The 20764-nt window shown below is 33.2% G+C and carries 35 protein-coding genes; 28 read left to right on the plus strand and 7 right to left on the minus strand.

The window, feature by feature from the left end; all coding sequences use genetic code 11:
• Nucleotides 1-68 precede the first annotated feature (68 nt).
• From CVD28_RS01635 to CVD28_RS01670, 8 genes are all read left to right on the plus strand, one after another.
• Nucleotides 69-1214 (plus strand): toxic anion resistance protein, encoded by a 1146-nt coding sequence (locus CVD28_RS01635; RefSeq protein WP_101590536.1) that lies wholly within the window; start codon nucleotides 69-71, stop codon nucleotides 1212-1214.
• Between the two features lie 123 nt (nucleotides 1215-1337).
• Nucleotides 1338-1634 (plus strand): hypothetical protein, encoded by a 297-nt coding sequence (locus CVD28_RS01640; protein WP_101590538.1) that lies wholly within the window; start codon nucleotides 1338-1340, stop codon nucleotides 1632-1634.
• A 114-nt stretch (nucleotides 1635-1748) separates the two neighbouring features.
• Nucleotides 1749-2204, plus strand: a complete 456-nt coding sequence (locus CVD28_RS01645) for a chemotaxis protein CheW (protein WP_101590540.1) — start codon at nucleotides 1749-1751, stop codon at nucleotides 2202-2204.
• A 25-nt stretch (nucleotides 2205-2229) separates the two neighbouring features.
• A complete protein-coding gene (locus CVD28_RS01650) occupies nucleotides 2230-2481 on the plus strand; it encodes a hypothetical protein (protein WP_101590542.1) in 252 nt (83 codons plus the stop codon).
• A gap of 11 nt (nucleotides 2482-2492) precedes the next feature.
• Nucleotides 2493-2681: a hypothetical protein gene (locus CVD28_RS01655; protein WP_101590544.1), complete on the plus strand. Its 189-nt coding sequence runs from the start codon at nucleotides 2493-2495 to the stop codon at nucleotides 2679-2681.
• A gap of 183 nt (nucleotides 2682-2864) precedes the next feature.
• Nucleotides 2865-3359: a DUF6557 family protein gene (locus CVD28_RS01660; protein WP_101590546.1), complete on the plus strand. Its 495-nt coding sequence runs from the start codon at nucleotides 2865-2867 to the stop codon at nucleotides 3357-3359.
• Between the two features lie 156 nt (nucleotides 3360-3515).
• The gene (locus CVD28_RS01665; protein WP_101590548.1) at nucleotides 3516-4604 is read left to right on the plus strand and encodes an LCP family protein; all 1089 of its coding nucleotides are present in this window, start codon (nucleotides 3516-3518) and stop codon (nucleotides 4602-4604) included.
• A gap of 60 nt (nucleotides 4605-4664) precedes the next feature.
• A complete protein-coding gene (locus CVD28_RS01670) occupies nucleotides 4665-4907 on the plus strand; it encodes a hypothetical protein (RefSeq protein ID WP_101590550.1) in 243 nt (80 codons plus the stop codon).
• Between the two features lie 36 nt (nucleotides 4908-4943).
• On the opposite strand, the gene CVD28_RS01675 is transcribed toward CVD28_RS01670, so the two are convergent.
• The 3 genes from CVD28_RS01675 to CVD28_RS01685 all read right to left on the minus strand — a co-directional run bounded on the left by CVD28_RS01675 (nucleotide 4944) and on the right by CVD28_RS01685 (nucleotide 6630).
• Nucleotides 4944-5414 carry a hypothetical protein gene (locus tag CVD28_RS01675; RefSeq protein ID WP_101590552.1) on the minus strand — a complete coding sequence of 157 codons (471 nt, stop codon included), beginning with the start codon at nucleotides 5412-5414 and terminating at the stop codon, nucleotides 4944-4946.
• A gap of 46 nt (nucleotides 5415-5460) precedes the next feature.
• Nucleotides 5461-6045 carry a helix-turn-helix domain-containing protein gene (locus CVD28_RS01680; RefSeq protein ID WP_101590553.1) on the minus strand — a complete coding sequence of 195 codons (585 nt, stop codon included), beginning with the start codon at nucleotides 6043-6045 and terminating at the stop codon, nucleotides 5461-5463.
• Nucleotides 6046-6135: 90 nt separating this feature from the next.
• Complete coding sequence (locus tag CVD28_RS01685) at nucleotides 6136-6630, minus strand: hypothetical protein (RefSeq protein WP_101590554.1); 495 nt, start codon at nucleotides 6628-6630, stop codon at nucleotides 6136-6138.
• Nucleotides 6631-7027: 397 nt separating this feature from the next.
• Between CVD28_RS01685 and CVD28_RS01690 the strand changes: the two genes are divergently transcribed.
• Nucleotides 7028-9100: an AAA family ATPase gene (locus CVD28_RS01690; RefSeq protein WP_101590557.1), complete on the plus strand. Its 2073-nt coding sequence runs from the start codon at nucleotides 7028-7030 to the stop codon at nucleotides 9098-9100.
• A 216-nt stretch (nucleotides 9101-9316) separates the two neighbouring features.
• Nucleotides 9317-9571 (plus strand): hypothetical protein, encoded by a 255-nt coding sequence (locus CVD28_RS01695; protein WP_101590558.1) that lies wholly within the window; start codon nucleotides 9317-9319, stop codon nucleotides 9569-9571.
• Between the two features lie 22 nt (nucleotides 9572-9593).
• Here CVD28_RS01695 and CVD28_RS01700 read toward each other — a convergent pair whose 3' ends face one another.
• Nucleotides 9594-10256 carry a hypothetical protein gene (locus CVD28_RS01700; RefSeq protein ID WP_101590560.1) on the minus strand — a complete coding sequence of 221 codons (663 nt, stop codon included), beginning with the start codon at nucleotides 10254-10256 and terminating at the stop codon, nucleotides 9594-9596.
• Between the two features lie 347 nt (nucleotides 10257-10603).
• Here CVD28_RS01700 and CVD28_RS01705 point away from each other — a divergent pair, with 347 nt between their 5' ends.
• The 15 genes from CVD28_RS01705 to CVD28_RS01775 all read left to right on the plus strand — a co-directional run bounded on the left by CVD28_RS01705 (nucleotide 10604) and on the right by CVD28_RS01775 (nucleotide 17086).
• A complete protein-coding gene (locus CVD28_RS01705; RefSeq protein ID WP_101590563.1) occupies nucleotides 10604-10882 on the plus strand; it encodes a hypothetical protein in 279 nt (92 codons plus the stop codon).
• Nucleotides 10883-10959: 77 nt separating this feature from the next.
• A complete protein-coding gene (locus tag CVD28_RS01710) occupies nucleotides 10960-11280 on the plus strand; it encodes a hypothetical protein (RefSeq protein ID WP_101590565.1) in 321 nt (106 codons plus the stop codon).
• A gap of 31 nt (nucleotides 11281-11311) precedes the next feature.
• A complete protein-coding gene (locus CVD28_RS01715; RefSeq protein WP_101590566.1) occupies nucleotides 11312-11644 on the plus strand; it encodes a hypothetical protein in 333 nt (110 codons plus the stop codon).
• A 138-nt stretch (nucleotides 11645-11782) separates the two neighbouring features.
• Entirely contained in the window at nucleotides 11783-12325 is a 543-nt protein-coding gene (locus CVD28_RS01720) for a hypothetical protein (protein ID WP_101590568.1), read from the plus strand.
• A gap of 56 nt (nucleotides 12326-12381) precedes the next feature.
• The gene (locus CVD28_RS01725) at nucleotides 12382-12966 is read left to right on the plus strand and encodes a hypothetical protein (RefSeq protein ID WP_101590570.1); all 585 of its coding nucleotides are present in this window, start codon (nucleotides 12382-12384) and stop codon (nucleotides 12964-12966) included.
• A complete protein-coding gene (locus tag CVD28_RS01730; RefSeq protein ID WP_101590571.1) occupies nucleotides 12963-13361 on the plus strand; it encodes a hypothetical protein in 399 nt (132 codons plus the stop codon). The genes CVD28_RS01725 and CVD28_RS01730 overlap by 4 nt, the downstream gene beginning before the upstream one ends.
• A gap of 96 nt (nucleotides 13362-13457) precedes the next feature.
• Nucleotides 13458-13772: a helix-turn-helix transcriptional regulator gene (locus CVD28_RS01735; protein WP_101590573.1), complete on the plus strand. Its 315-nt coding sequence runs from the start codon at nucleotides 13458-13460 to the stop codon at nucleotides 13770-13772.
• Nucleotides 13759-14016 (plus strand): hypothetical protein, encoded by a 258-nt coding sequence (locus CVD28_RS01740; RefSeq protein ID WP_101590575.1) that lies wholly within the window; start codon nucleotides 13759-13761, stop codon nucleotides 14014-14016. Before CVD28_RS01735 ends, CVD28_RS01740 begins: the two co-directional genes overlap by 14 nt.
• 18 nt (nucleotides 14017-14034) lie before the next feature.
• Nucleotides 14035-14328 carry a hypothetical protein gene (locus tag CVD28_RS01745; protein WP_101590577.1) on the plus strand — a complete coding sequence of 98 codons (294 nt, stop codon included), beginning with the start codon at nucleotides 14035-14037 and terminating at the stop codon, nucleotides 14326-14328.
• A 159-nt stretch (nucleotides 14329-14487) separates the two neighbouring features.
• Nucleotides 14488-14790, plus strand: coding sequence for a hypothetical protein (locus tag CVD28_RS01750; protein ID WP_101590579.1), 303 nt, complete (start codon nucleotides 14488-14490; stop codon nucleotides 14788-14790).
• A gap of 10 nt (nucleotides 14791-14800) precedes the next feature.
• On the plus strand, nucleotides 14801-15241 hold the full coding sequence (locus tag CVD28_RS01755; RefSeq protein WP_101590580.1) for a hypothetical protein: 441 nt from the start codon (nucleotides 14801-14803) through the stop codon (nucleotides 15239-15241).
• Between the two features lie 23 nt (nucleotides 15242-15264).
• Entirely contained in the window at nucleotides 15265-15660 is a 396-nt protein-coding gene (locus CVD28_RS27725) for a hypothetical protein (RefSeq protein ID WP_180953841.1), read from the plus strand.
• Between the two features lie 216 nt (nucleotides 15661-15876).
• The gene (locus tag CVD28_RS01765; protein WP_101590582.1) at nucleotides 15877-16086 is read left to right on the plus strand and encodes a hypothetical protein; all 210 of its coding nucleotides are present in this window, start codon (nucleotides 15877-15879) and stop codon (nucleotides 16084-16086) included.
• Nucleotides 16087-16103: 17 nt separating this feature from the next.
• The gene (locus CVD28_RS01770; protein WP_257985725.1) at nucleotides 16104-16457 is read left to right on the plus strand and encodes a DUF2493 domain-containing protein; all 354 of its coding nucleotides are present in this window, start codon (nucleotides 16104-16106) and stop codon (nucleotides 16455-16457) included.
• 41 nt (nucleotides 16458-16498) lie between these two features.
• A complete protein-coding gene (locus CVD28_RS01775) occupies nucleotides 16499-17086 on the plus strand; it encodes a hypothetical protein (RefSeq protein WP_101590584.1) in 588 nt (195 codons plus the stop codon).
• Nucleotides 17087-17103: 17 nt separating this feature from the next.
• Here the strand turns inward: CVD28_RS01775 and CVD28_RS01780 are convergent, their stop codons facing one another.
• The 3 genes from CVD28_RS01780 to CVD28_RS01790 are packed head-to-tail and all read right to left on the minus strand — an operon-like array spanning nucleotide 17104 to nucleotide 18493.
• Nucleotides 17104-17289, minus strand: a complete 186-nt coding sequence (locus CVD28_RS01780) for a hypothetical protein (protein WP_101590587.1) — start codon at nucleotides 17287-17289, stop codon at nucleotides 17104-17106.
• Entirely contained in the window at nucleotides 17290-17808 is a 519-nt protein-coding gene (locus tag CVD28_RS01785) for a hypothetical protein (RefSeq protein WP_101590589.1), read from the minus strand.
• 10 nt (nucleotides 17809-17818) lie between these two features.
• Nucleotides 17819-18493, minus strand: coding sequence for a hypothetical protein (locus tag CVD28_RS01790; RefSeq protein WP_101590591.1), 675 nt, complete (start codon nucleotides 18491-18493; stop codon nucleotides 17819-17821).
• A 246-nt stretch (nucleotides 18494-18739) separates the two neighbouring features.
• Here CVD28_RS01790 and CVD28_RS01795 point away from each other — a divergent pair, with 246 nt between their 5' ends.
• Genes CVD28_RS01795 through CVD28_RS01805 form a run of 3 tightly spaced genes read left to right on the plus strand, consistent with a single transcriptional unit; the run spans nucleotide 18740 to nucleotide 20747 of the window.
• Entirely contained in the window at nucleotides 18740-19528 is a 789-nt protein-coding gene (locus CVD28_RS01795) for an MjaI family restriction endonuclease (protein WP_101590593.1), read from the plus strand.
• A 60-nt stretch (nucleotides 19529-19588) separates the two neighbouring features.
• A complete protein-coding gene (locus tag CVD28_RS01800) occupies nucleotides 19589-20125 on the plus strand; it encodes a hypothetical protein (RefSeq protein WP_101590594.1) in 537 nt (178 codons plus the stop codon).
• Nucleotides 20126-20141: 16 nt separating this feature from the next.
• Nucleotides 20142-20747 carry a nucleoside 2-deoxyribosyltransferase gene (locus tag CVD28_RS01805; RefSeq protein ID WP_101590595.1) on the plus strand — a complete coding sequence of 202 codons (606 nt, stop codon included), beginning with the start codon at nucleotides 20142-20144 and terminating at the stop codon, nucleotides 20745-20747.
• The last annotated feature ends 17 nt before the right edge of the window (nucleotides 20748-20764 follow it).

Here is a 20764-nt window from a genome sequence, read left to right on the forward strand (position 1 = left end):
TCAAGAACATACCATACAAAAACAAAAAGCCTGAACAAATCAGGCACAAAATAAAGGGAGGAACATCTATGTTACAATTCGATAGACCACAAAATCAATCTCAAACTCTAACAAAAACTGCTTTTGCAGAACCATTGGAAGTAAAACAAGAGTTAGTTCCAATTGATATTAATACTCAAACAACTGCAGTAGTAGAAAAAGTGAAAAACTCACCAGAAGTACAAGCTCTGGTACGCCAAATTGATATAAGCAACACACAATCTCTTATGGCTTTTGGTAAAAATGCTTCTGAAGAAGTAGCAAGTTTTGCGGATTCTATCCTTCGTACAATGGAACGAACAAAAACAGAAGATGCAGGGCAAATGATTCTTCAATTGAAGAAAATTATGGATACGTTTGATATTAAAGATTTTGAAAAACAAAACCCTGGTTTCTTAGAAAAGCTATTTAATCGTGCTAAAAATACGATTGAAGAGATTTTCAAAAAATACCATTCAATGGGTGATGATGTGGATAAAGTGCATATCCAACTTCGTCAATATGAAGCTGAAATTAATAAAGCAAATGATAGCTTGGATGAAATGTTTGATAGAAACTTGACTTATTATGAAGAATTGCAAAAATATATTGTGGCAGGGGAAATGGCTTCAGAAGAATTGGCTACCTCTTTAATTCCAGAGTGGGAGCAACGTGCGAATCAAACAGGAGACCAATACGATAGAGTAACCGTTCAAAATTTACACCAAGCCAAAGATATGATTGACCAACGTGTATATGACTTGCGATTAGCAGAAAACATTGCACTTCAAAGTATGCCAATGATTAAATCTATTCAATTTGGTAACTACAACTTAGTACGTAAAATCAACTCTGCTTTCGTCATTACGCTACCAGTTTTCAAACAAAGTTTAGCACAAGCTATTATGTTAAAGCGTCAGGCTGTACAAGCGAAAGCTCTAAAAGCATTAGATGATACAACCAATGAATTGTTGTTGAAAAATGCTCAAAATACTGCTCTTCAAAGCAAAATGACTGCTCAATTAGCAACAGGTAGCTTTGTTCAAATTGAAACACTTCAAAAGACATGGGAAACCATTATGCAAGGAATTGAAGAAACAAAACAAATTACTGTTGAGGGACAACGTAAACGTAAAGAGGAAACTCTGAAATTAGAAGAGTTTAAAAAGGCATATGAACAAAAACGATTGACATAATGAACCAAGGAAGCTGTAAAAGGCTTCCTTTTTTCAGACTCTTACCGTTCACTAAGCCCTATACCCTGCTAACTGAATAAGGAAGAGGGCATTTTCTATAATGAAAGAAAGGAGGGGAAATGAATGAATAAAACCAGGAATTATACAACTTGTATAGAGATAGAAGTGTTTTATCCTGATAGTCAAGGACATCCAGATATTCATTATCATTATGCAGGAGACCTAAAGAAGCTATTGGAGATATGTAGTGAACCTCATTTGACCGCAATCAAAGAAACCTATCAGGCTGAAATGGTTAAAGTCGGAAAGATGGAGTTAGTGAGCTTAACAGACGATGAAGAATTTCCTATACAAGATAGGAAGCATGTGATTGAAATAACTGAATCAGGGATAATGGATACAAAGAGTATGAAGGAGTAATCTTTCATATTCTTTTTTTAGTAAACGGTTATTTGATTGATAAAATCCATTGACTATAATCAATAATAGTAATATAATAGACAATAGACATATACATAAAGGAGGCTAACAGCTATGACAAGTCAGATTGTTGTATTTGAATTAGAAGGTCAATTCTATGGCGTAGATATTAAAGAGGTAAATGAAATTATTCGTATGCAGGAGATTACAAGTCTTCCGAATAGTCAACATCATGTAGAGGGGATTATCAATCTTCGTGGAAAAATTTGCTCTGTGATTAACGGAAGAATCCTTTTGGGATTAGATAAAAAAGCGATTGAAACAGAACAGAAAATCATCGTGTTGGATGGAGCAAGAATTGGTGTGGTTGTAGACCAAGTATCCGAAATTTTAACAGTAGAAGAAGCTGACAAAAAAGGAATTGAAGGCTTAGAAGCTCTGAAAGCAGTAGGATTTATTGAATATTTAGTAGAAGCAGATAGTCGTATCATTTCCGTTCTACGTCTAAAAGATGTTCTGACTCCTTCTGAAGAAGAAGAAGAACCAGAACCAGTAGCATTAGAAGCGTAAGCAATAGGAAGGAGATACAAAAAATATGATGATTCAAGACGGATTACTTATTTTGGAAGAACATGATTACGATAACATTGGAAAAGAAGTAAAGGCTGGAAAAAAAGTTATCAAAGTCGTCAAAGCAGAACTAAACAAATATGGATATGAATTATTCCAAGTTCAAAACATGTCGATTAATCGTGACCCAAAATATTTCAAATTATCTATGAAAGTTTCAAAAGCCTTACAACAAGAAATCTTAAAAGACCGAAATAAGAAAATGCGTTTCAGGTAAGGAGAAAGAACATGGTTATGTATCACACTATCCGATTGACTGCAGGGAAGAATGAAACGATTCTTTTTGATTTAGACACCAAAGAAAAGACGAAATATCCAGAGGATGTTTTGGACATTATTGATGATTTTAATAAAAAAGGATATAACTTAACAGCAGTTAATGATAGATTTTACTTTTTAACAAAGCGTGTAGACTAAGAGAAGAACATTCTTCTCTTTTTTGTTGTTCCTAAAAATCAATAATGTCCGTCATAAAGTTTATTTGTAAACCGTTAATCGTCAATAAGGAAATCTTGATTTTGTTATGTACGGATTCATTTCAAACTAAAATAAAGAATAAAGACTAAAGACTAAAGACTAAAGATAAAAGGAGGAGAACTCGTGATTCTAAAAGAAATTTTAGCAGATGTAAATATAGAGGGTGTAGAGAACGCACTAAGAAAGTTCTATTTTCATCAGAACGACTTTCATCAACAATCTTACAAAGAATTGTTAGAACAATTAAAAAATGTTCCGCTTACACCTTTGAAAAACCATATGACGTTGCATGTGGAGTTTACAGAGGACTGCGGAAGTAATGAATGTATATGGAGTGCTACGTATTCTTTATATAGACGATACAAACGAAAATACTCCTTAGAATTTGCTAACATTGAGCAAATTGCGAACGCTTCTGTTAGGGAAGAAGAAGTAACAAGCAAAGAAGAGTATATGGCTCATGTTTTATGGGAATATTTATATAACCAATATTCCGAAGAGGAAGAATCAAAATTTCATGCAGAAGAAAAGAAGAGACGACAAATGAATAAAACAGAGTATTGTTCGATTGAAGATGTCTTAAATTCACTGGATGAAGAAGTTTTTGATGAAGATTGAAAAAGCCTTTTTAGGCTTTTTTTATGTCTTCCAACTATTAACTCGTATAGATGTAAAAACAAGCAGACAGAGAACGTAAATTGTGATAAAATGACTATAGTCAAAATATGGGATAATTAGACTAAAAAATATGAGAGGGGTAAAAAAAGAGTAAATATGAGAGAAAAGAAATTAAGTCAAAAGAGAAAAAAGCAAATTATCCTCTGTTCGATATTGGGTGTAGTTGTCCTTGTCGGTGGATGTATAGGGTATATGTACAATCAAATCAATCATGTCAAAATAGATAAAAGCGATGAAGCATTAGGGATTACACGTCAGTCTGAAGCACATCCTGAAACAGATAAACAAGAAGAGGTTGTGTATAACAAATACAATAATGACATCATTAATATTGCTTTATTTGGTGTAGATAGACGAGATTCCAACGATAGAGGAAGAGCAGATTCTACGATGATATTAACGGTGGATTTTAAGCATAAAAAACTCAAATTATCCTCTCTTATGCGTGATATGTATTTAGATATAGAAGGGCATGGGAAAACGAAATTTAATCATTCCTATGCGTATGGTGGAGCACCATTAACGATTAAAACCATTAACCAAACCTTCGGAACGGATATTCGAGATTATGTAACGGTAGACTTCTTTACATTAGAAAAAATCATTGATGAAATCGGTGGGGTAGAGATAGATGTAAAAGAAGAGGAATATCCATTAGTCAACCAATACATGACGGAAGTTGCTAACATTAAAAAAGATAGCATAGTGGAATTAACGCATGGTGGTGTTCAAACTTTAAACGGAAGACAGGCGGTTGCCTATGCTCGTATTCGCTATGTAGGAAATGGTGACTTTGAACGAACTGAAAGACAACGTAAGGTTTTAACTCAAATGCTTGAAAAACTACAAGGAATTAATAAGGCAGAGCTACCAGGCTTAGTGATGAAGATTTTACCTTATGTTGAAACAAGTTTAGAAGCTAACACAATTATTGACATGGGAATGGAATACCTGACAAAAGGGATGAAGGATATGGAACAAGACCGATTCCCAAGAGACGGATACTGGAAGCCTTTAAGTCTAAAGAGCGGTTGGTATATGCAGGTGGATGTAGAAGATACAAAACAACAACTCCAAGACTTCATTTATGAGCCTGAATCATTAGCAACAGATACTTCTTTAGAAGAGAATACAAGCCGAAATATTCCTGAAAAAAACGGTACTTCTGTAGAAATAACTAACTAATTCTTAGGAAAGAGTTTCATAAATATTCATACCAAACAACATTAGAAGGGGGTGGGGATAGTGAAAAAGCATTATGCGAATGGAGAACCTAAATTTGAAGCGATTGGTGGTTGCCAATATCAGTTGCCTTATATCAACGCACAAGGCTATGAGGACAGTGATATAGGCTTTGAATATGAAGATGGATTGTTATGGTTTTATAATCGAAAAGGATTGAAGGAAGGAATGGATTTGCAGGAAATGAAAGCTCTTGCCACTATCCTTACTCAACTAATTAAAGAAGAAGAGAATAAACAAAAATAAACAAAAAAAGAAGCCCAAATAAAATTGGGCTTTCTTTTATTTCAATAGAGATTCAATTTGGATAAGAGAAGCTGGTTTTGGTTTAAAAAACTCAAAATCTTCATCGTAAAACTCTTCCCATTCTGCCAAATCCTCTTGACAACGATGATGCTCCATTTCTTCTTTACTGTTATGTTCATACATAGTTGTTAGATTTCTTCTCCATATTTCTTTATAATCATGGTCTAAAACAATCACATCTCTAACGGTTGTTTCATCGTCATAATCAGTTGTTTCTCCATTGAAAGAGGGAACACTTCTATATGAAAATGTCACCAGCAAGAAACAATTCTTAATATCCGAATTAATTTTCTCTACTTCACTCATATCAATTAAATCGTTTGCATCTTCTCCAACAAATTCATCAAAGTACCATTTCAAGGTCATGTCGTTGGTTTCGTAATCAACCACCCATGTTTTTTCACCAGTCGGGTCTACTGCAAAACGAATATATCCATCTACGTGCATCTTAATTCCTCCCCAAATTTCTTTCCTGTTTTGTATTAAACTTGATTTACGCTAATAGCAATTGATTTTCCAACTCTTCTACTTTCTCAACAAATACTGTTCGTTCAGTAGTGTTTATAACAAGTGAGTCAATCGCCCATTTCGTGTCTATAAATAGTTTTCCTTCCAATAATTCAATTGGTACATTCATTATTTGAGATAAAGAATCCCGATATTTCTTTGAAATCTTCTTATCATTCTTTAATAAAGATTGAACTGTTGAAGTTGAAATACCCATTGATTCAGAAAGCTCTTTTTGGCTCATTTCTTTTGCAAATAAAGCATAACCAAGAGCAGTAAACTTATCAAAGTAAATAGATTCATTTAGCTTCATATCTTTTTCTGATTCAATTTTACCAAGAGATTTTAGTATCGCAATATCCATTTTTAATTTAATAGTGGAGTTCATTTCTTTCTTCATGAAATAAAAAGGAATTCCATATACTTGTTCCATTTCCTCTTTGTGATTATCAGAGATTGGTTCATATCCAGAAGTCCAGAAATTTGCAAGAAGAAGGGAAATCCCCATATCCTTTGCTAATTGTCGATTTGTTATCCCTGTCATATGTTTAAAGTATCTTAATCCGTTCATATATAAAACCTCTTTCCTTGTTGTAAAAGTGTATGTTATCCTTTTTTAAAAAGAAAAGGATGCTTCCAATAAAAGCACCCTTTATAAAACTTATCCTATAGAGATATTAGCTTTTAAAGATACAAAAGGCTGACCGTTTTTTGCAGTGTAATTTACAATGTTATAAAGGTACTGTTCAAGAACTTTTCCATCTTTCTCTTCTGTTCTTTCACCAATGACCTCTACTGGTTCACCACTAAAGATAGAAATTCCTTTTAGTGGATTATCGTAAAGCGTTACTGATTCTACCAACACACGATAGCTGTCACCTTCAAATTGAAAATCGTATTCACCGAGGAGACTTTCTGAAATCTCTGGACAATCGACTTCACAACCTTGTTCATCGAACAATACGTTGTCAATGTATGGTGTGTCACCGTTACAAACCTTTATGTCTGCTTGAAAACCATTAGCAAATTTAGCAGTATAAGTTTTGATAGTGGCATCATGGTCATAATCAGGGCAATCTCCTTCTTGAATAGAAAGAATTCGCTCCATTTCCTCTGCTTCTTTTTTGTCCACATAAATAATAGCTCCGTATTCCATGTAAAATCTCTCCTCTAAAAAGTTTTTTTATTCCTGTTTGATTCCTTACAGTATTTACTCTTCTTCAATAACAATTTCAAAAGGGTCTACATCCATACCAAGTTCTTCACTTACTTGTTTTGCTTCCTCTTCTGTCATGCCAATCGAAATTCGTTTCATAAATAAAATCTCCTTTTTAAATGTGTTAAAATAACACCTATTTTGTATTAAACCTTATATTTTATTCAAATTTATCGCTGTTCATAAGAAGGGAGAGAGACTTTCCACTTCATAGCCATGATTCCCGAATAATTACCTTTTCAAAAACTAAAATATAGAAAGTTGAAAAAACAGGTTTTTTATTTAAAAACATTTTATGGAAAAATATTTTTTTACTTAAAAAAGGGAGAGATTTTACATGGCTAAATTTGAAAAGGTTCAAGTAACTGAAGTAATGGCAGAAGGTTTTAAAGGATTCCAAGAAAAGACTGTTATGGTGCTTGAAGAAGGAAAGAATACATTCATTGGTGATAACGGAAAAGGAAAGAGTAGTGTTGGTGAATTGATTGTGTGGATTCTAACAGGAAAAAACATGATTGGTAAACAAAAAGATTTAAATATTATAAACAAAGACTCTACGACTGCAGTTGGCTCAATTTCCTTTATGGATGAAGATGGGGAAACACATGAAGTAGAACGAAAGCTAAGTTCTACAACAACCCTTAAATTCGACCATAAACGTATCACTCAAAAACAGTTAGAAGAATTAATTTCTACCGATTTATTCTTACTTATCTTTAATCCAATGTATTTCTTGTCTTTGGATATGGATAGCTCCCGAAATGCAATATACTCTCTTCTTCCAGGGGTGGAAAAGGAAGATATATTAGCGGAATTAAATGCACAAGAAAGAGCATTTTTAGAAGGAGAGCATTTTGAGCTTAAAGACACAAATGACTATCTCAAAAACCGTAGAAAAGAATTAAAAGAAATCGAAGATAAGAAAAAGCATCTTCAAGGGTATATGGCGAAATTAGGAGAAAAAATTGATATTCCTGCTCCTCTTGCATTTGATGACAAGAAAATTGAAGTAGTTGAAAAGCAATTAGAAGCTCTTAATCAGCGTAAACCTGAACTGAAAAACCTTTCAGAATTATTGATGAAGAAAAGTGAGTTGGACAAGTTAATCACTGAAGTTAAAGGAACACGCTTTGAAAGTGAAAAGGTGAAATTGGAACTATTAAACCAAAAATCCTTGCTTGAACAACAAATTAAAACAGAAATGGCAAAAGAATATAAGCCTATGGATACTTCTAAATTGGAAACGGACATTGCAGTTCTTCGCAATGATTATAAGAGTGTAGCCACTCAGCATAAGGTCTTAGAGCAAGAGGGACAAGCCTTAGATAAGAAACAAATCCATTTCCATGAAGGAGACCAATGCCCTTCTTGTAAGCAAACCATTACTGCACAAGCAGTATCCGTATTAAATGGGGAACTTAAAAAGCAAGTGAATGAAACGAAAGCGGTTATTCATGAAAAACAAGAAGGATTCAAAAAGACATTATCTGACCTTGAAATAGAAGGCAAATCTTTGTTAGCTCAAATCACGAAAGCTAAAAACGAAGACGAGTTACACCGTAAAAAGTTTGAAGAACAAAAGAAAGCAAATATTGCTTCATTCCAAACTCAATTGGATAAAGTGAACTTCAAGCTCAATAACTTAAATAAAGAAGAGGAACGCTTTGTTAATGAACAAAAAGCGAAAATCAGTGTATTGCAACGTCAAATTGATTCCCTTGAACTAAATAAGTTAGAAAAGGAAAATGCTCAAATTCAAAAAGCCTTCGATGAAGAAGTAAGAAAAGAACGTGCCACTTTACAAGGAACACTTTCAACATTAAGAAAAGAGAAAGAATCAGTGGTGAAAAGTGAGACAAGCCGATTAGCTTTGGTGAAACGTGCAGAAGAAAATGCGAAGGAATTAGAGAAGAAAAAAGTAGAGTTGGCGAACTATGATAAGAAAGAAGTCCTTATCAATAACCAAATCTCTTACATGAAAATCTTTAATGCTCAAAAAATTGTTATTATGAACCGAACTTTATCCACACACTTAAATCACATTTCCTTAAAATTGGAAAAAACTGTTCAATCAACAGGAGAGATTAAAGATTGTTTTGAAGTTCTATACATGGACAAAGAGCTTAAAATTTGTTCTACTTCTGAAACCATTAAAGCTGGACTTGAAATTTCTCACATGATTCGTGAACTATCTGGTCTTGACTATCCTGTTTTTGTGGATAATGGAGAATCTATTACTTCTTATGAAGATACTGCTTCTCAAACCATTGAAACAAAGGTTGTAAAAGACAAAAAACTTTCCATTCTGAAAAATGGTAAAGAAAAAGAGGTTGTAGCAATTCCAAAAGCAAAAATCAAAATCACAACGGTTGATAATGATGAAGAGATTGTAGAGGAAATGGCAAACTAATCTTTATAAAAAGGGCTTATCTTTTTAGATAGGCTCTTTTTTTTGAGGTGATTCGAGCAACATTAGTTTGTACTGATTTATATATGGAAAAGATAGATAGAAAACAGTGTAAAAAGGGATTGTAAAAATATGATGACATCATCTATGATAATCATGTAAGTGTAAGTAAAGTTTAGATATAAACATAATTAAATTATGGTAAACAAGGAGGAAAAAATGGAACAAAGGGAAATAAATCTGCCAGAGCGATATGTGAAAGATATTTTATATGCGATTGACGTTTGTCTTCCCATAATGGAAGAAAGGATAGACAGAATAGAAAAGGAAATGGAGTTAAAAAGAAAACCCGAAGTAAGTGAAGAAGTAAAATCTTTTATGAAGGTTATGGGGTCTCCTAATATCCCTCAATTAGAAGAATTAAAGAAAAAAAGCGAAAGTTTGCTAACCATACATAAAATGTTATCCAAATAAAAAGAGAAGGGGTCTCCTTCTCTTATTGTTCTACCTTCAAATAAGAATATTTAATTTGTCCATTCGGAAGAACTTCATAGGTCATTCCAGCATAATCAAGTAAAGATACCAACAATTGTTGTTCTTTATTAGAGGCTTCCTTATATTCATTTGTGTAAAGATTTAGTTTCACCATATCTTCATCAGTGCTGGTTGATTGGTCTAAGAAATTATCAATAGCTGATAATAATAAACTGATTTTATGCGATGTATTTTCGCTTAAATCAAGGAATAAGGGATTAGAAGGGGAAAGTTGATTCTTGTATTCTGTAAGTCCATATTGCTTGGCTAACAAGACCTCACGTTGCTCTTCTGCGAATCCAGATTGAACGAAAGCATAAATATCCGCTAAAGTAGAGTTTGCATAATTAACAGCCATTGTATTGAGTTTAACAAAGTCTGCTGTTTCTTTTTGAACAGATACCATTTCAATTTCAGTAACATCTCCACGTTGTAGTTGTGCTTTCACAAGCGGAGTAACAACTGCTACGACACCAACGAATAAAGCTAACCCTACTACGCCATTTACTACCGCTTTTCCTTTTCTTTTGTTTAATGATTTTTTGCTTTCTTGTAATGTACTTTTAAATGTTTTAAAATCCATCATTTTGTCCCCTAATTTTCCCATCACTCCTGCAACTTTCATTTATTTATCGCTTCTCCTTTACATTAACATCGTTTTATTCAAATCCGTACAACGTACTTACCACTCATTTTACCATATATTATTGACTATATTCAATGAATCAGTTAAATAAAGTAATGAATTCTTATTCTTGTTATTATATTTTGATTAGTGTGCAAATAACAAAGCAGGAATGATTATATTGTGCTTATTACTATCGTTTTTACATAAAAAGAGTATATCTTATATTAGTGAATTAAATCTTTGAATATTTTTTAAGTAAAAAATAATTGACATATAATATATTTGGTTATATAATAGATATATAATCAATTAACAGAAATCAAAATTTTAGGAGGAATTATATTATGCTATTAGCAAACACAATCAACGTACTAAATGAAAAAGGATTTAAATACAAGGTAGAACAAAAGGATGCTACGCTTTCAATGGCTTTTGGTCTTATCGCAGAAGGCAAGAAAAATAAAGTGGAAGTTGTTCCTGGTGAGACGGACATTCAGGTAAAAGTGCTTGGTTCTGAAAAATCAGTAGATGAAGCTGGTCTTGGACAATTACTTGATACGATTCTTGAAATTAAAGCTCTTCAAGAAAAAGAAGCTCTACTTGTAGAATCTCTAAAAGCATAACCAATAAAATCATAACCAATAAAAGGCTGTAGTCATTATCGACTATAGCCTTTTTTAAAGAGAGCGGAGGAAAATGATTGAAGCAACATATAGTGCCGAAACAAGCTAAACAATTAACGGAACAACAATTTTATGATTTGTTTGAAGAAATTGTTCCAAGAAAAGATTGGGCGAATTATCACCATAAAAAAGTAACCGTTGGAAAACTAATCGAAGTGCTTAGAGGTTATGGACAACTTGAAATTTGCACAATACATACTGATTGTAATGTTCAATTATTTGAAAGAAAGGTGTCTCCTACGGATGGTCAAACGCCCTTATATGAAACAAAACATAAGGAATTGATAGATGCCTTGTTTATTTGTTTGCTTTGGTTATTGCAAGTGAAAGAAGAATAATTTGTTTTAGAAAGGAGTTTAGGATAGTTTAATGCTGAAAAAAGTAGCGAAAAAACTCTGGTCAGGCATTAAAAAGGTTTCAGCAATAGTCTTCGGGATTTTTTTGCTATGGGAATTGGATTGCCTCGATTGTGATTGTGACATAAATAACCTTGGAACTGCAAAGTGTAAGAAAACATTTGAAAGAGATGGATGGACATTTGAGGAAGGAAAAACGTATCGTTTTCAGGTAGAATCTCCTTTTCCTAATAGATATGGAGAGGAAAAGGTGAAAGTTGTTCATGGTAAGAACTTTATGTTTGAAAAAGATGAATTTGAACAATATTTTACTGTATTAAAGAAAGACCATAGCTCTAAATATTAAAGAGAAATAACCAAACTGTCATACAGAAATGTATGGCTTTTTTTGTTGAAAATCAAGCCCTTTATTGTAAAGTATAATTTACAAATTCGTAAAAGTATGATATAATAATTATACAAATTAGGTCGGGGGGAATTAAATATGAAGAAGGATGAATTGAGAAAATCTCTATTAGAACGTGGTGGAAATGGAAGAACATTAATGGAGCTTCAAGCTGAAACAGGTCTGGAGTATTTCAAAGTTCCTTTTGAAGATGTGGAATATATAGGAACTGTAATTGTAAAAGTCGAAGAAGGGCTATTAGAAATTCCTTATCGTATGGTGGACATAGAAGGCTCTTTAGAGGAGTTTGTTGTTGGAGCAGAGCAATTAATCAATGAAGAGCGTATTCGTGAAATAGAGCGTATTTACGCCTCTCAACAGGGACAATTTATGGGATTCTGCCAACCTAAAAAAATAATCAATTATATGCAATTAGCAGAAGAACTATTTACTCAATATAAAAACAAAGGTGTACATTTTAAAGATATATGGAGACATTTAGAGAAGGAAGAAAAATGCAAAGGGATAGAACAAGATATTTTAGAGTCTATTGAACTTTATATCCGTTACAACCTTTATGATAATAGCTTAAAAGATAAAGATATTGATGATGCGAAGGAACACTTAAAAAGCCAATGCTAAAGCAGTTGTAGTCAAAGTGGTTTACTTTTAACCAGCATGGAACAGGAGAGATGATAATGTGTAAATTTGATAAAGCATGGATAGGAACATGTAAAGAAGAAAATGCAACTGGAAAAGAATATTGTGAAGAACACATAAAAGAGGTATGTTCTGTTTGTGGAGGACAAGCTACTCATAATTGTGCAGAAACCATGCAATTCGTTTGTGGTACGAATCTTTGTGGGAAATTGGAATGTAAACTGCAACATTTTTATCGAGCACATGGATACGCTTTTTTTGAATTACGTTCGTTAGAAGAAAAATTAAATCGAACACCATTTAAATTGGTGGTAGCTTCCGTTTATTATGGTACAGAAAATGAGATTGATGTATGGCTTAATGAAGAATACAAAGACCGATTGGAAGTCTTGTTGATTACCCATGACGAAGAAAATAACATGAAGATTTATCGTTCTCACTTCCGTTATTACGTTAAACACAAAGAAGAAATTCCAGAGTTGTTCCAAAACTCTTGGTATCAAGAAGAAGTTAGCAAAAGAGGCGTGTACTATTCCGATAAAGCCATTCCTATTAAAGAGCCTTTTACAACGGATATGCTTAATGCGTTAGAAAAGGTAATGGGAGAGGAGAAAACAACATGAATTTATATCAAGTGATGTTGAAACATTTCTCTCAACATGACAGTGAAGTTGGAATATTTACGTATTTGGTAGCTGAATCTGATGAAGCTGTTTATGAATGGATTAAGGCTGAAAAAGAACTGAAAGATGGGAGACAAATTTTCAATTCTTATGGACTGTCGGAAAAAGAAGGAGAAATCTTTGAGATTTATGACAGTGAATACAATGTTGTTGGGGAAGAAACATTTAAAGAAAGAATCATTCGACTAAAGGGCGACATGAATGATGAAAATGTAGAACTAAATGATTTGTATTACGGAAAAACACTATTGGGTTGGATACTGGTCAACGAAAATATTACAGAAGAACAAATACAAGCTCTCCAAGACATAGGGGTATGCTTAGAAACCGTATAAATCATTTCAATTGAAGGGAAGAAGTCGATATGGTGATGCCATTCTAATGCCTATGTTTATCATAGGTTCTATCTTAGAAAGGATGTTAGAGATACTATGAATAATGAATTTAAACCAAATTATGCTGTTCCACCAGCCGAAACCATCAAAGAAATGATGGATGATAAAGAGTGGACTGTAAAAGACTTATCTATTCTGTCACTTCTTTCAGAAGAAACAATAAAAGGTGTTTTGTCTGCAGACGTAGAGATAAATGAACACATTGCGTTTCAGTTTGAAAAAGCATTGGGTATATCAAGAACCTTTTGGCTGAACTTAGAGCGGAATTATCGAAATACGATTAAGAGATTAGAAGCGGAAGGAAAGAAGTTAAAGCGTGAGGAAGGAGGATTTGTGTATGAAGTTGATTGATAACCGAAGCCTTTCTTTTGGAAAAGGCGATATTATTGTCATGGATTCAGGGAAGAAGTATTGGGTGATATATGAAAATACGTGCATTGCCTGGTATTTCTTAGATTTAGAAACATTCGAGTTTAACGATGAACTACACATTGATATTTCTACTAAACTACAAGTTGGGTTAGTGATTGAAGGATTAGGAAAAGTGGTTCAAATCATTAAAGCTGACCAAATCCAAACGACTATTTTTGACTGAAAAGGAGAGACATATAAAATGCAGAGTATGGAACAATTTATTGAAATGGGTTATGAACCCCAAGAAGTAAAACATTTGCTGGAAATCCAAGGTGTTTATCAGGCAGGAAAAACCGTTTCCTTGACCGTTGACAATCATACCGATGAAGACCTTTTGAACTCTATTGAAAAGAAACAATTGGACAGTAATCGTTTAACGATTAAAGAAGTTGAGTGGAAAACTGGTCAAGTTCGTTTTGTAGATTGTGAAGGTTGGGCGAACATCGGGAAAAATTGTTCCCTTTTAATAAGTAATGCAAAAAGAATGGCATAGGAGTAGTATCCTATGCTTTTTTTATGTAAAGTGTTCTAAGAATAAAGAATCTATCAAACTTCCTTTTATAAAAGAATGGTATGGAAGAAAAAATCTATAATATAAGGATTTTTAAAAAATAGGTGTACATTTTGTATATATTTTAGGAGGCGTTTTTATATGGAAATTATCGTACAGGTTCGACACAATCAACATCAAGGGATTCCTCATTTTGAGAGCAAAGCAACAAATTGGGAAATGGCTAATCGTCAATTAGAAGAAGGATTAGAACTTATTCGTTGCAAGAATCAATTTTATAAAGAGCGTGGAATCTACAATGCTCTGATTTGTGGCATTATTGATTTCTCTGTTACAGACGATTCAGGGACAATTACAGGTCAATTTGGATTCGATATTAACCAAATGGATAAAAGTATCGAAGAATTAGTAGATTGGTATAGTTCAGTTCAACAATTGGCGTAGGAGTGACTTTATGTACATTCAATTTACTGGTGATTTTAAAAAGTTAATTCCAATGGGATACAAATTCTCCAAGTTGTATGCAAGTAATTATATTTGCTACCACAAAGATGAACTTTGGATTTGGAAAAAAGGAAAAGAGTTGGAAATTGCTGATTTTTACAGCAGAAGTCATGTAGTCCTTCAATATTTAATTGACCATGATTTTGTTGTACCAAATGAATACAATCTGGTCGTATTGAATCAAGAAACCTCACAAATAGAGGATTATGAAAGAACGAAACATTCTGATATGTACTTTTTCGGGAAATTATCTGAAGAAGAAATGGAGCAATTCTATAAAAGGTATCATCGCAAATTCTTACAGAAAGAAATGATAGATGCACTAAAAGAATTGTATGAATTAAAACTCATTGAAATAAAAGGAAATGAGCCAGAAGGTTTTTCAAATTAATTTCAGGGAAAGAGGAACTAATCATGTTAAAAACCAAACAAGAACGTATGGATGCAGTTAATCAAATCATTGTAGAGATTGCGAATAGAGGTCGTCAGTTCTTCCGTAGTAATAGTAGTGGAACGATTTCTCACTTCTATCTTGCAGGAGATAAACAAAAACGTCTATGGTTTATGGATAAGCGTGGTGGAAAGGTAAACCCTTACCCTTCTAACAGTCATAGAGATGACCACTTTTCAGATGGTGGTACACTATGGGGCTTACTGCAGGACTTTAGTGAGTTTATCCGAACAGGAAATGATTCTAATGGAAAGAATGGATATGGTGGATTATATTGTTCACATTGGGGTTATCCAGAAGAAGATATGATAGCCATTAGAAAAATAGCAACCGAAGTTGGTTTTTTAAGAAAATCATAATGTTTAATATAGCCACAGTGGAAATTCTCCATTGTGGTTTTATTATTGCCCTTTATGGAGTTGAATGAGAGGGTTTCAGAACATGTATAATATAAAGATTTTAGAGAGTAGGTGTATAGGTTTATATACATTTAGGAGGGTATCATGCGATGTCTACAAGTCATTGCAATGAACATTTTATATGAAACAAATTTATAAAAAGGTGGGAAATTAAACGTGGAAACTTATCGTATGACTATCGTATTTAATGATGGAATTAGACCTTATCACAATAGATATACAGTTGGTATTTCGGATAAAGAAATACTTTCTTGGATACAAAACTATGCAAATTCTTATAAGCAATATAAATGGTTTGAATTCATTGAATATCTACTTGTAAATAAGAAAAGCGGAGCGGTTTACAAAGGGAAAATGACGAAGTAATAAAAGGAGTGGATTTTTTGACGTTTAAAGTAATAGTTGCAGGAAGTATGAATTTCAATAATTATGAACTGCTTAAACAAAAGTTAGATGTTTTGCTATCTCAAAAAGAGGATGTTGAAATTGTTTCAGCAAAAGCAAAAGGAGCGGATTTGTTAGGAGAGCGTTATGCAAAAGAACGTCACTTAAAACTCCAATCTGAACCTCCGAATTGGAAGAAATACGGAGATACTGCATGGGTTGTTCGTAATCAAGAAATGGCTGAATATGCAGATGCCTTAGTTGCTTTTTGGGATAGAAAAAGTCGTGGAACAAAAAACATGATTGACTTAGCAACTCAACACAATTTAGAGATACGAGTGATTTATTATTAATTTTTTACAGGAAAGAAAAATTAGAAAGGTTGTGCTCATTCATGGGAGAATATGCATCATTTGCAATCTGGAGAAAATTAGATAAAGAAGAAAATGAATTGTATCACCAGCTTTATCAAATTAAGCAAGAAGGTGGTTCAATAGAAAATTATTTAAATTCTATCGGAGAAGATGTGATGAATTTCCCGATAATTGACTTTAAGGAAATCAATCATCAAGTTTATTATAATTTGTATCCAATGAATATTCTTGAACTGGAGAAGAATATGCAACAATGTAAATACAATTTGCTACCTGAATGGCTTCTTTGCTTTACCTTTGATGAAATGAGGGTGTTAGGAAAGGAAATGGGTGTTTTCCAAGCCGAAACAACGATACAACAAGCTGTTGAGCGTATTGATAGTTTAGACTTGGAAGATAATGCAAAATGGCAATGGAAAAGATATGAATTATATTGTTGGTTGCGTGTAAATGCAAAGCCCGATGACAGAATCCATCTTTCTTCGGATTTAATCTATTATTCTCAAGAAGGAAGATACGATGTAGATTACGTAAAGAAGGATATAAATGAAAAGATAAAAAGTATCAAAGAAGAAGTGTCTGTTCCTTACTGGAATAAAGATAAGTAATGAAAAGGGCAGAGGAATTATCCTCTGCCTTTTTGTTTTGGTCGTAGTTTAACTTCTTTGACAGTCACTTCATACAAGACATCATAGAAGCTGTCACAATCCTCACAATACCATAATTCTTTTCCCAACCATTCATCGTATTTAATAGTGTTTTCATCCTGACTGCAATTAGGGCAGACGGTTATATCAAGTTCTTTCTCCATTTACCTATTCTCCCTTAGAAATTCCTCTAATGACAGCTTTCGATATTGAAAAAGTCTTAGATTAAACATTCGATTACTTTTACTATGGTCATATAATGCCTTCATAATAGCTTGTCGGTCAGAATTGCGTAAATCATAGGTTGCTCCTACCTTATAAATATACTCTTCATATTTGTCTTCCGTTAAAACTTCGTATTTAATACAGTAATTGTTAAATCCTTCTTTTTCAAGGAAGTTCTGCTTATAATCCTTCTGTTTGGCAGTATGAACCTGTTCTTTCGGGACTTTTACCCATTCTCGATAAATTTCACGTCTGGAATAAATAGTCGTTTCATTACAAATCGGTAAATAGATAGGATGTTGATAAACCAAATGATGCTCTTCAATCGAAAGGACTTTTTCGTTTGCTTTCAAATGATTTAATATATCTTTTACCTTCTCTATGGAATCACAACCATAATAGATACATCTTCCACCAAACCCTTTAAAATCTTGAAACACTTCAATTGTATAGTCCATTTGATTTCTCCTATACCAATTTTTTATAGCGGATTTCAATATTTACAATGTCTTGTCCACAATGACCACATTTCACGTCTCTTGGCAGTTTCTCATAATCCTGTTCATAACCAGAATTACATTTAAAACACGTTGCGTTATGAATAAGTTTCATTTTGTTTTCGTCTACAGCGTCACGCAAAATTTCATGTACATCCGAAAGCGAAATTTGTTCTTGTACTGGAAGGGGAAGGCTATCATATAATTCCGAAGGATTAATCACGTCATCTGTTTGGTACTGCTCTATCTTTTGACTTAGAACTTGCTTTACTGAATCACTCGTTAGAGTAGATTCTCTTTCTTCTTTTGTTTCAGCTACCTCTTCCATAGGTACTTTTGTTTTTTGTTCTTGTCCTTTAAATTCAATCGAATACAAAAGCTCTTCTAATTTCATTAGATTAACTTTTAGTAAATACGTAATAAATAAGGAAAGGTCATCTTCAAATGACTCAAAAAGTTCCTTTGTTGAACCTTCTACTAACTCATGAAGAGGAATCTTTCGGTCATGAATCAAAAGCTCTGCTTTTAATCCAACCCCTTGTTTTTCTTGAATAGCCTTTTGGATAAACTGCAAATCCTGCTCTTGCTCTGTTAATTTATGGTAATCGTCTATAAACTCTTCTAATTTTACTCGTTTTTGTTCCATTTACATTCATTTCTCCTTTCAAAAACATTGATATATCTACTATTATAAGGGTTTTATAGACAATGGTCAATGAAACACATGATATTGACTGGAATCTATGGATTTTTAATAGATATCGTGTTATAATGAGGCAGAATGATAAAAAAGAGCAAGTCTTTATTTTTTTACACAAATATTGACTATAGGCTACAATTTAACATAAATTGACTAAAATCGGAACAACAAATACATCATGGGGGGTTCAGTTTGGAAATTTTTGAGAATCAAATTAATGCTGTCAAGTTTAGGTCTACAAATTATATATGGAATCAATTGAAGCTCAATAGCCCTTGGTCGATTGGTTATGTATCGACATTGATTGAAGCAAGGGATTTCATGACAAAAGAAGAGTGGAAGAAACATTATTATCGTTCGGGAGAAGAGCGGTTACGTAAGATTGATGAACTATGTACGCCTGAACAAAAAGAAGCTCTTCTTGACTTCACGAAAGCTACGCCATCTCTTCCTAAAGAATTAAAAGAGCTAAATTTTTCTTATGGAAGAACAGAGGAAGAGTTAGAAGAACGTGGCAAATACATGTATGAAAAAATTGTAGAACAAGGAAATAAGCAAAAGGTCACATTAGCCGAATGTGTATATAGCGTAAAATTTCGTGTCATGGCAGAAACATGGAACGGAATCGTAGCAAGAGAAAGAAATACGATTAAAACAATTGGTCAATTCTTTCCAACCTTCTCATTTAAGAAAACCGAAGGAGAGAGGGACTATCAATATGGAATTGATTATGAATTGTTTGAAGAAGATGAACTGGTTTGTGCAGTTCAAATCAAACCTATGAGCTACAAAAAGGGATTTTCAAAAGAGATTATCAAGGCAAAAAAAGCCAACGAAGCAAAGAATCAGAAATACAAAGAAGAATATCAGGCAGATGTATTGTACGTTTATTCCAATAGCAAAGGTGTCATCACAAATGATGATGTGTTTGCTGAAATTAAACAACGTGCGATGCTTAAATCTGCTTTTGTTCAACAATAGATATTGACTATAGTCTTGAACAATCAAAAAATTGACCAAAAAACAGGGAGGGGGTAAACGATGAATCACTATACCATGAAGGACAGATTGGAAATTGGTGATGTTGGTATTCAATTTATTACTCCTTGGTTGGAAAGAAAACCTGAAACCGTAGCGGTAACAAATGTGGAAAATGATAAACGCTATCGAAAGTTAGATATTGACCTTATTTGGATGTATTTAATGAATAATGAAACGAAGATAGTCACGATAGAAGTAAAGACAGACAGCTATTCAACGACTGGAAATTACTTCTTTGAAACAGTGTCCAATCAAGGAAAGGACACTCCTGGTTGTTTTCTATATAGTGAAGCCGATTTTTGGTTCTATTTTTTCAAAGATACAAGAGAGTTAAATATCATTCCTTTGCAACGTGCTCGTCAATGGTTTTTAGAAAATGATAAAAAATATGATTTTAGAGAAATCGAGTTAAAAACAGACGTAGGTGTTGATGGATATAAAACCAAAGGGAAACTGGTTTCTAAAAAATTATTAAGTGAACAAGTGTTAGGGATAAAAACAATTATCTTACCTGATTACTTTCAAATAGCAGGATAAAGAGAGGAGAAAACAGATGCCAATTTATGATACAAAACGATTATTTCATTTTCAAAAAGCAATGGTGGACTTTTTAGAACGCCATAACGTAGAGGGGATTCTAACAGAGTTTGATTTCAAACATGAGGCTAAAGTATATCTTGGCAGTGGTCAAATGTTTAATGAATTTGGAAGACTTGGATTAGAGCTTTTAGCGGATATTTGCGAAGCCATTCATTTAGATTATTACCTTCCACAGCACAATACGTCTATCAATGACAAAGGGGCAGACACAATCATTACGAACAAACTGATTTTTGATGCAGACAATGATGAATTAGCCACTTGTCATATGATGTTTTCTCATTTTACGATTCCAGAGGATAGTGGATTGAGTGCAGAGTGTGGTCGATTTGCCTACATGAAAAAAGTGAATCCAGACCAATATTATGCGAACGTAGCCATCTTAGATGATATTCGTTCTTTGACAGAGCCAAACCCTAATCAAAAGGGTGTTGAGAACCAAACAATTTACATGAACTCTTATACTGCTGGTGCTCCTGATTATTTTGGAGAAACACTCTATGACTGTTTTAAATATATGTACGAACAATACCAAATCCATAAAAATAACAATAAATAATTGTTAAAAGTTGGGGA

The organism is Bacillus sp. M6-12, from assembly GCF_002860285.1.
Classification (GTDB): Bacteria; Bacillota; Bacilli; order Bacillales; family DSM-1321; genus Peribacillus.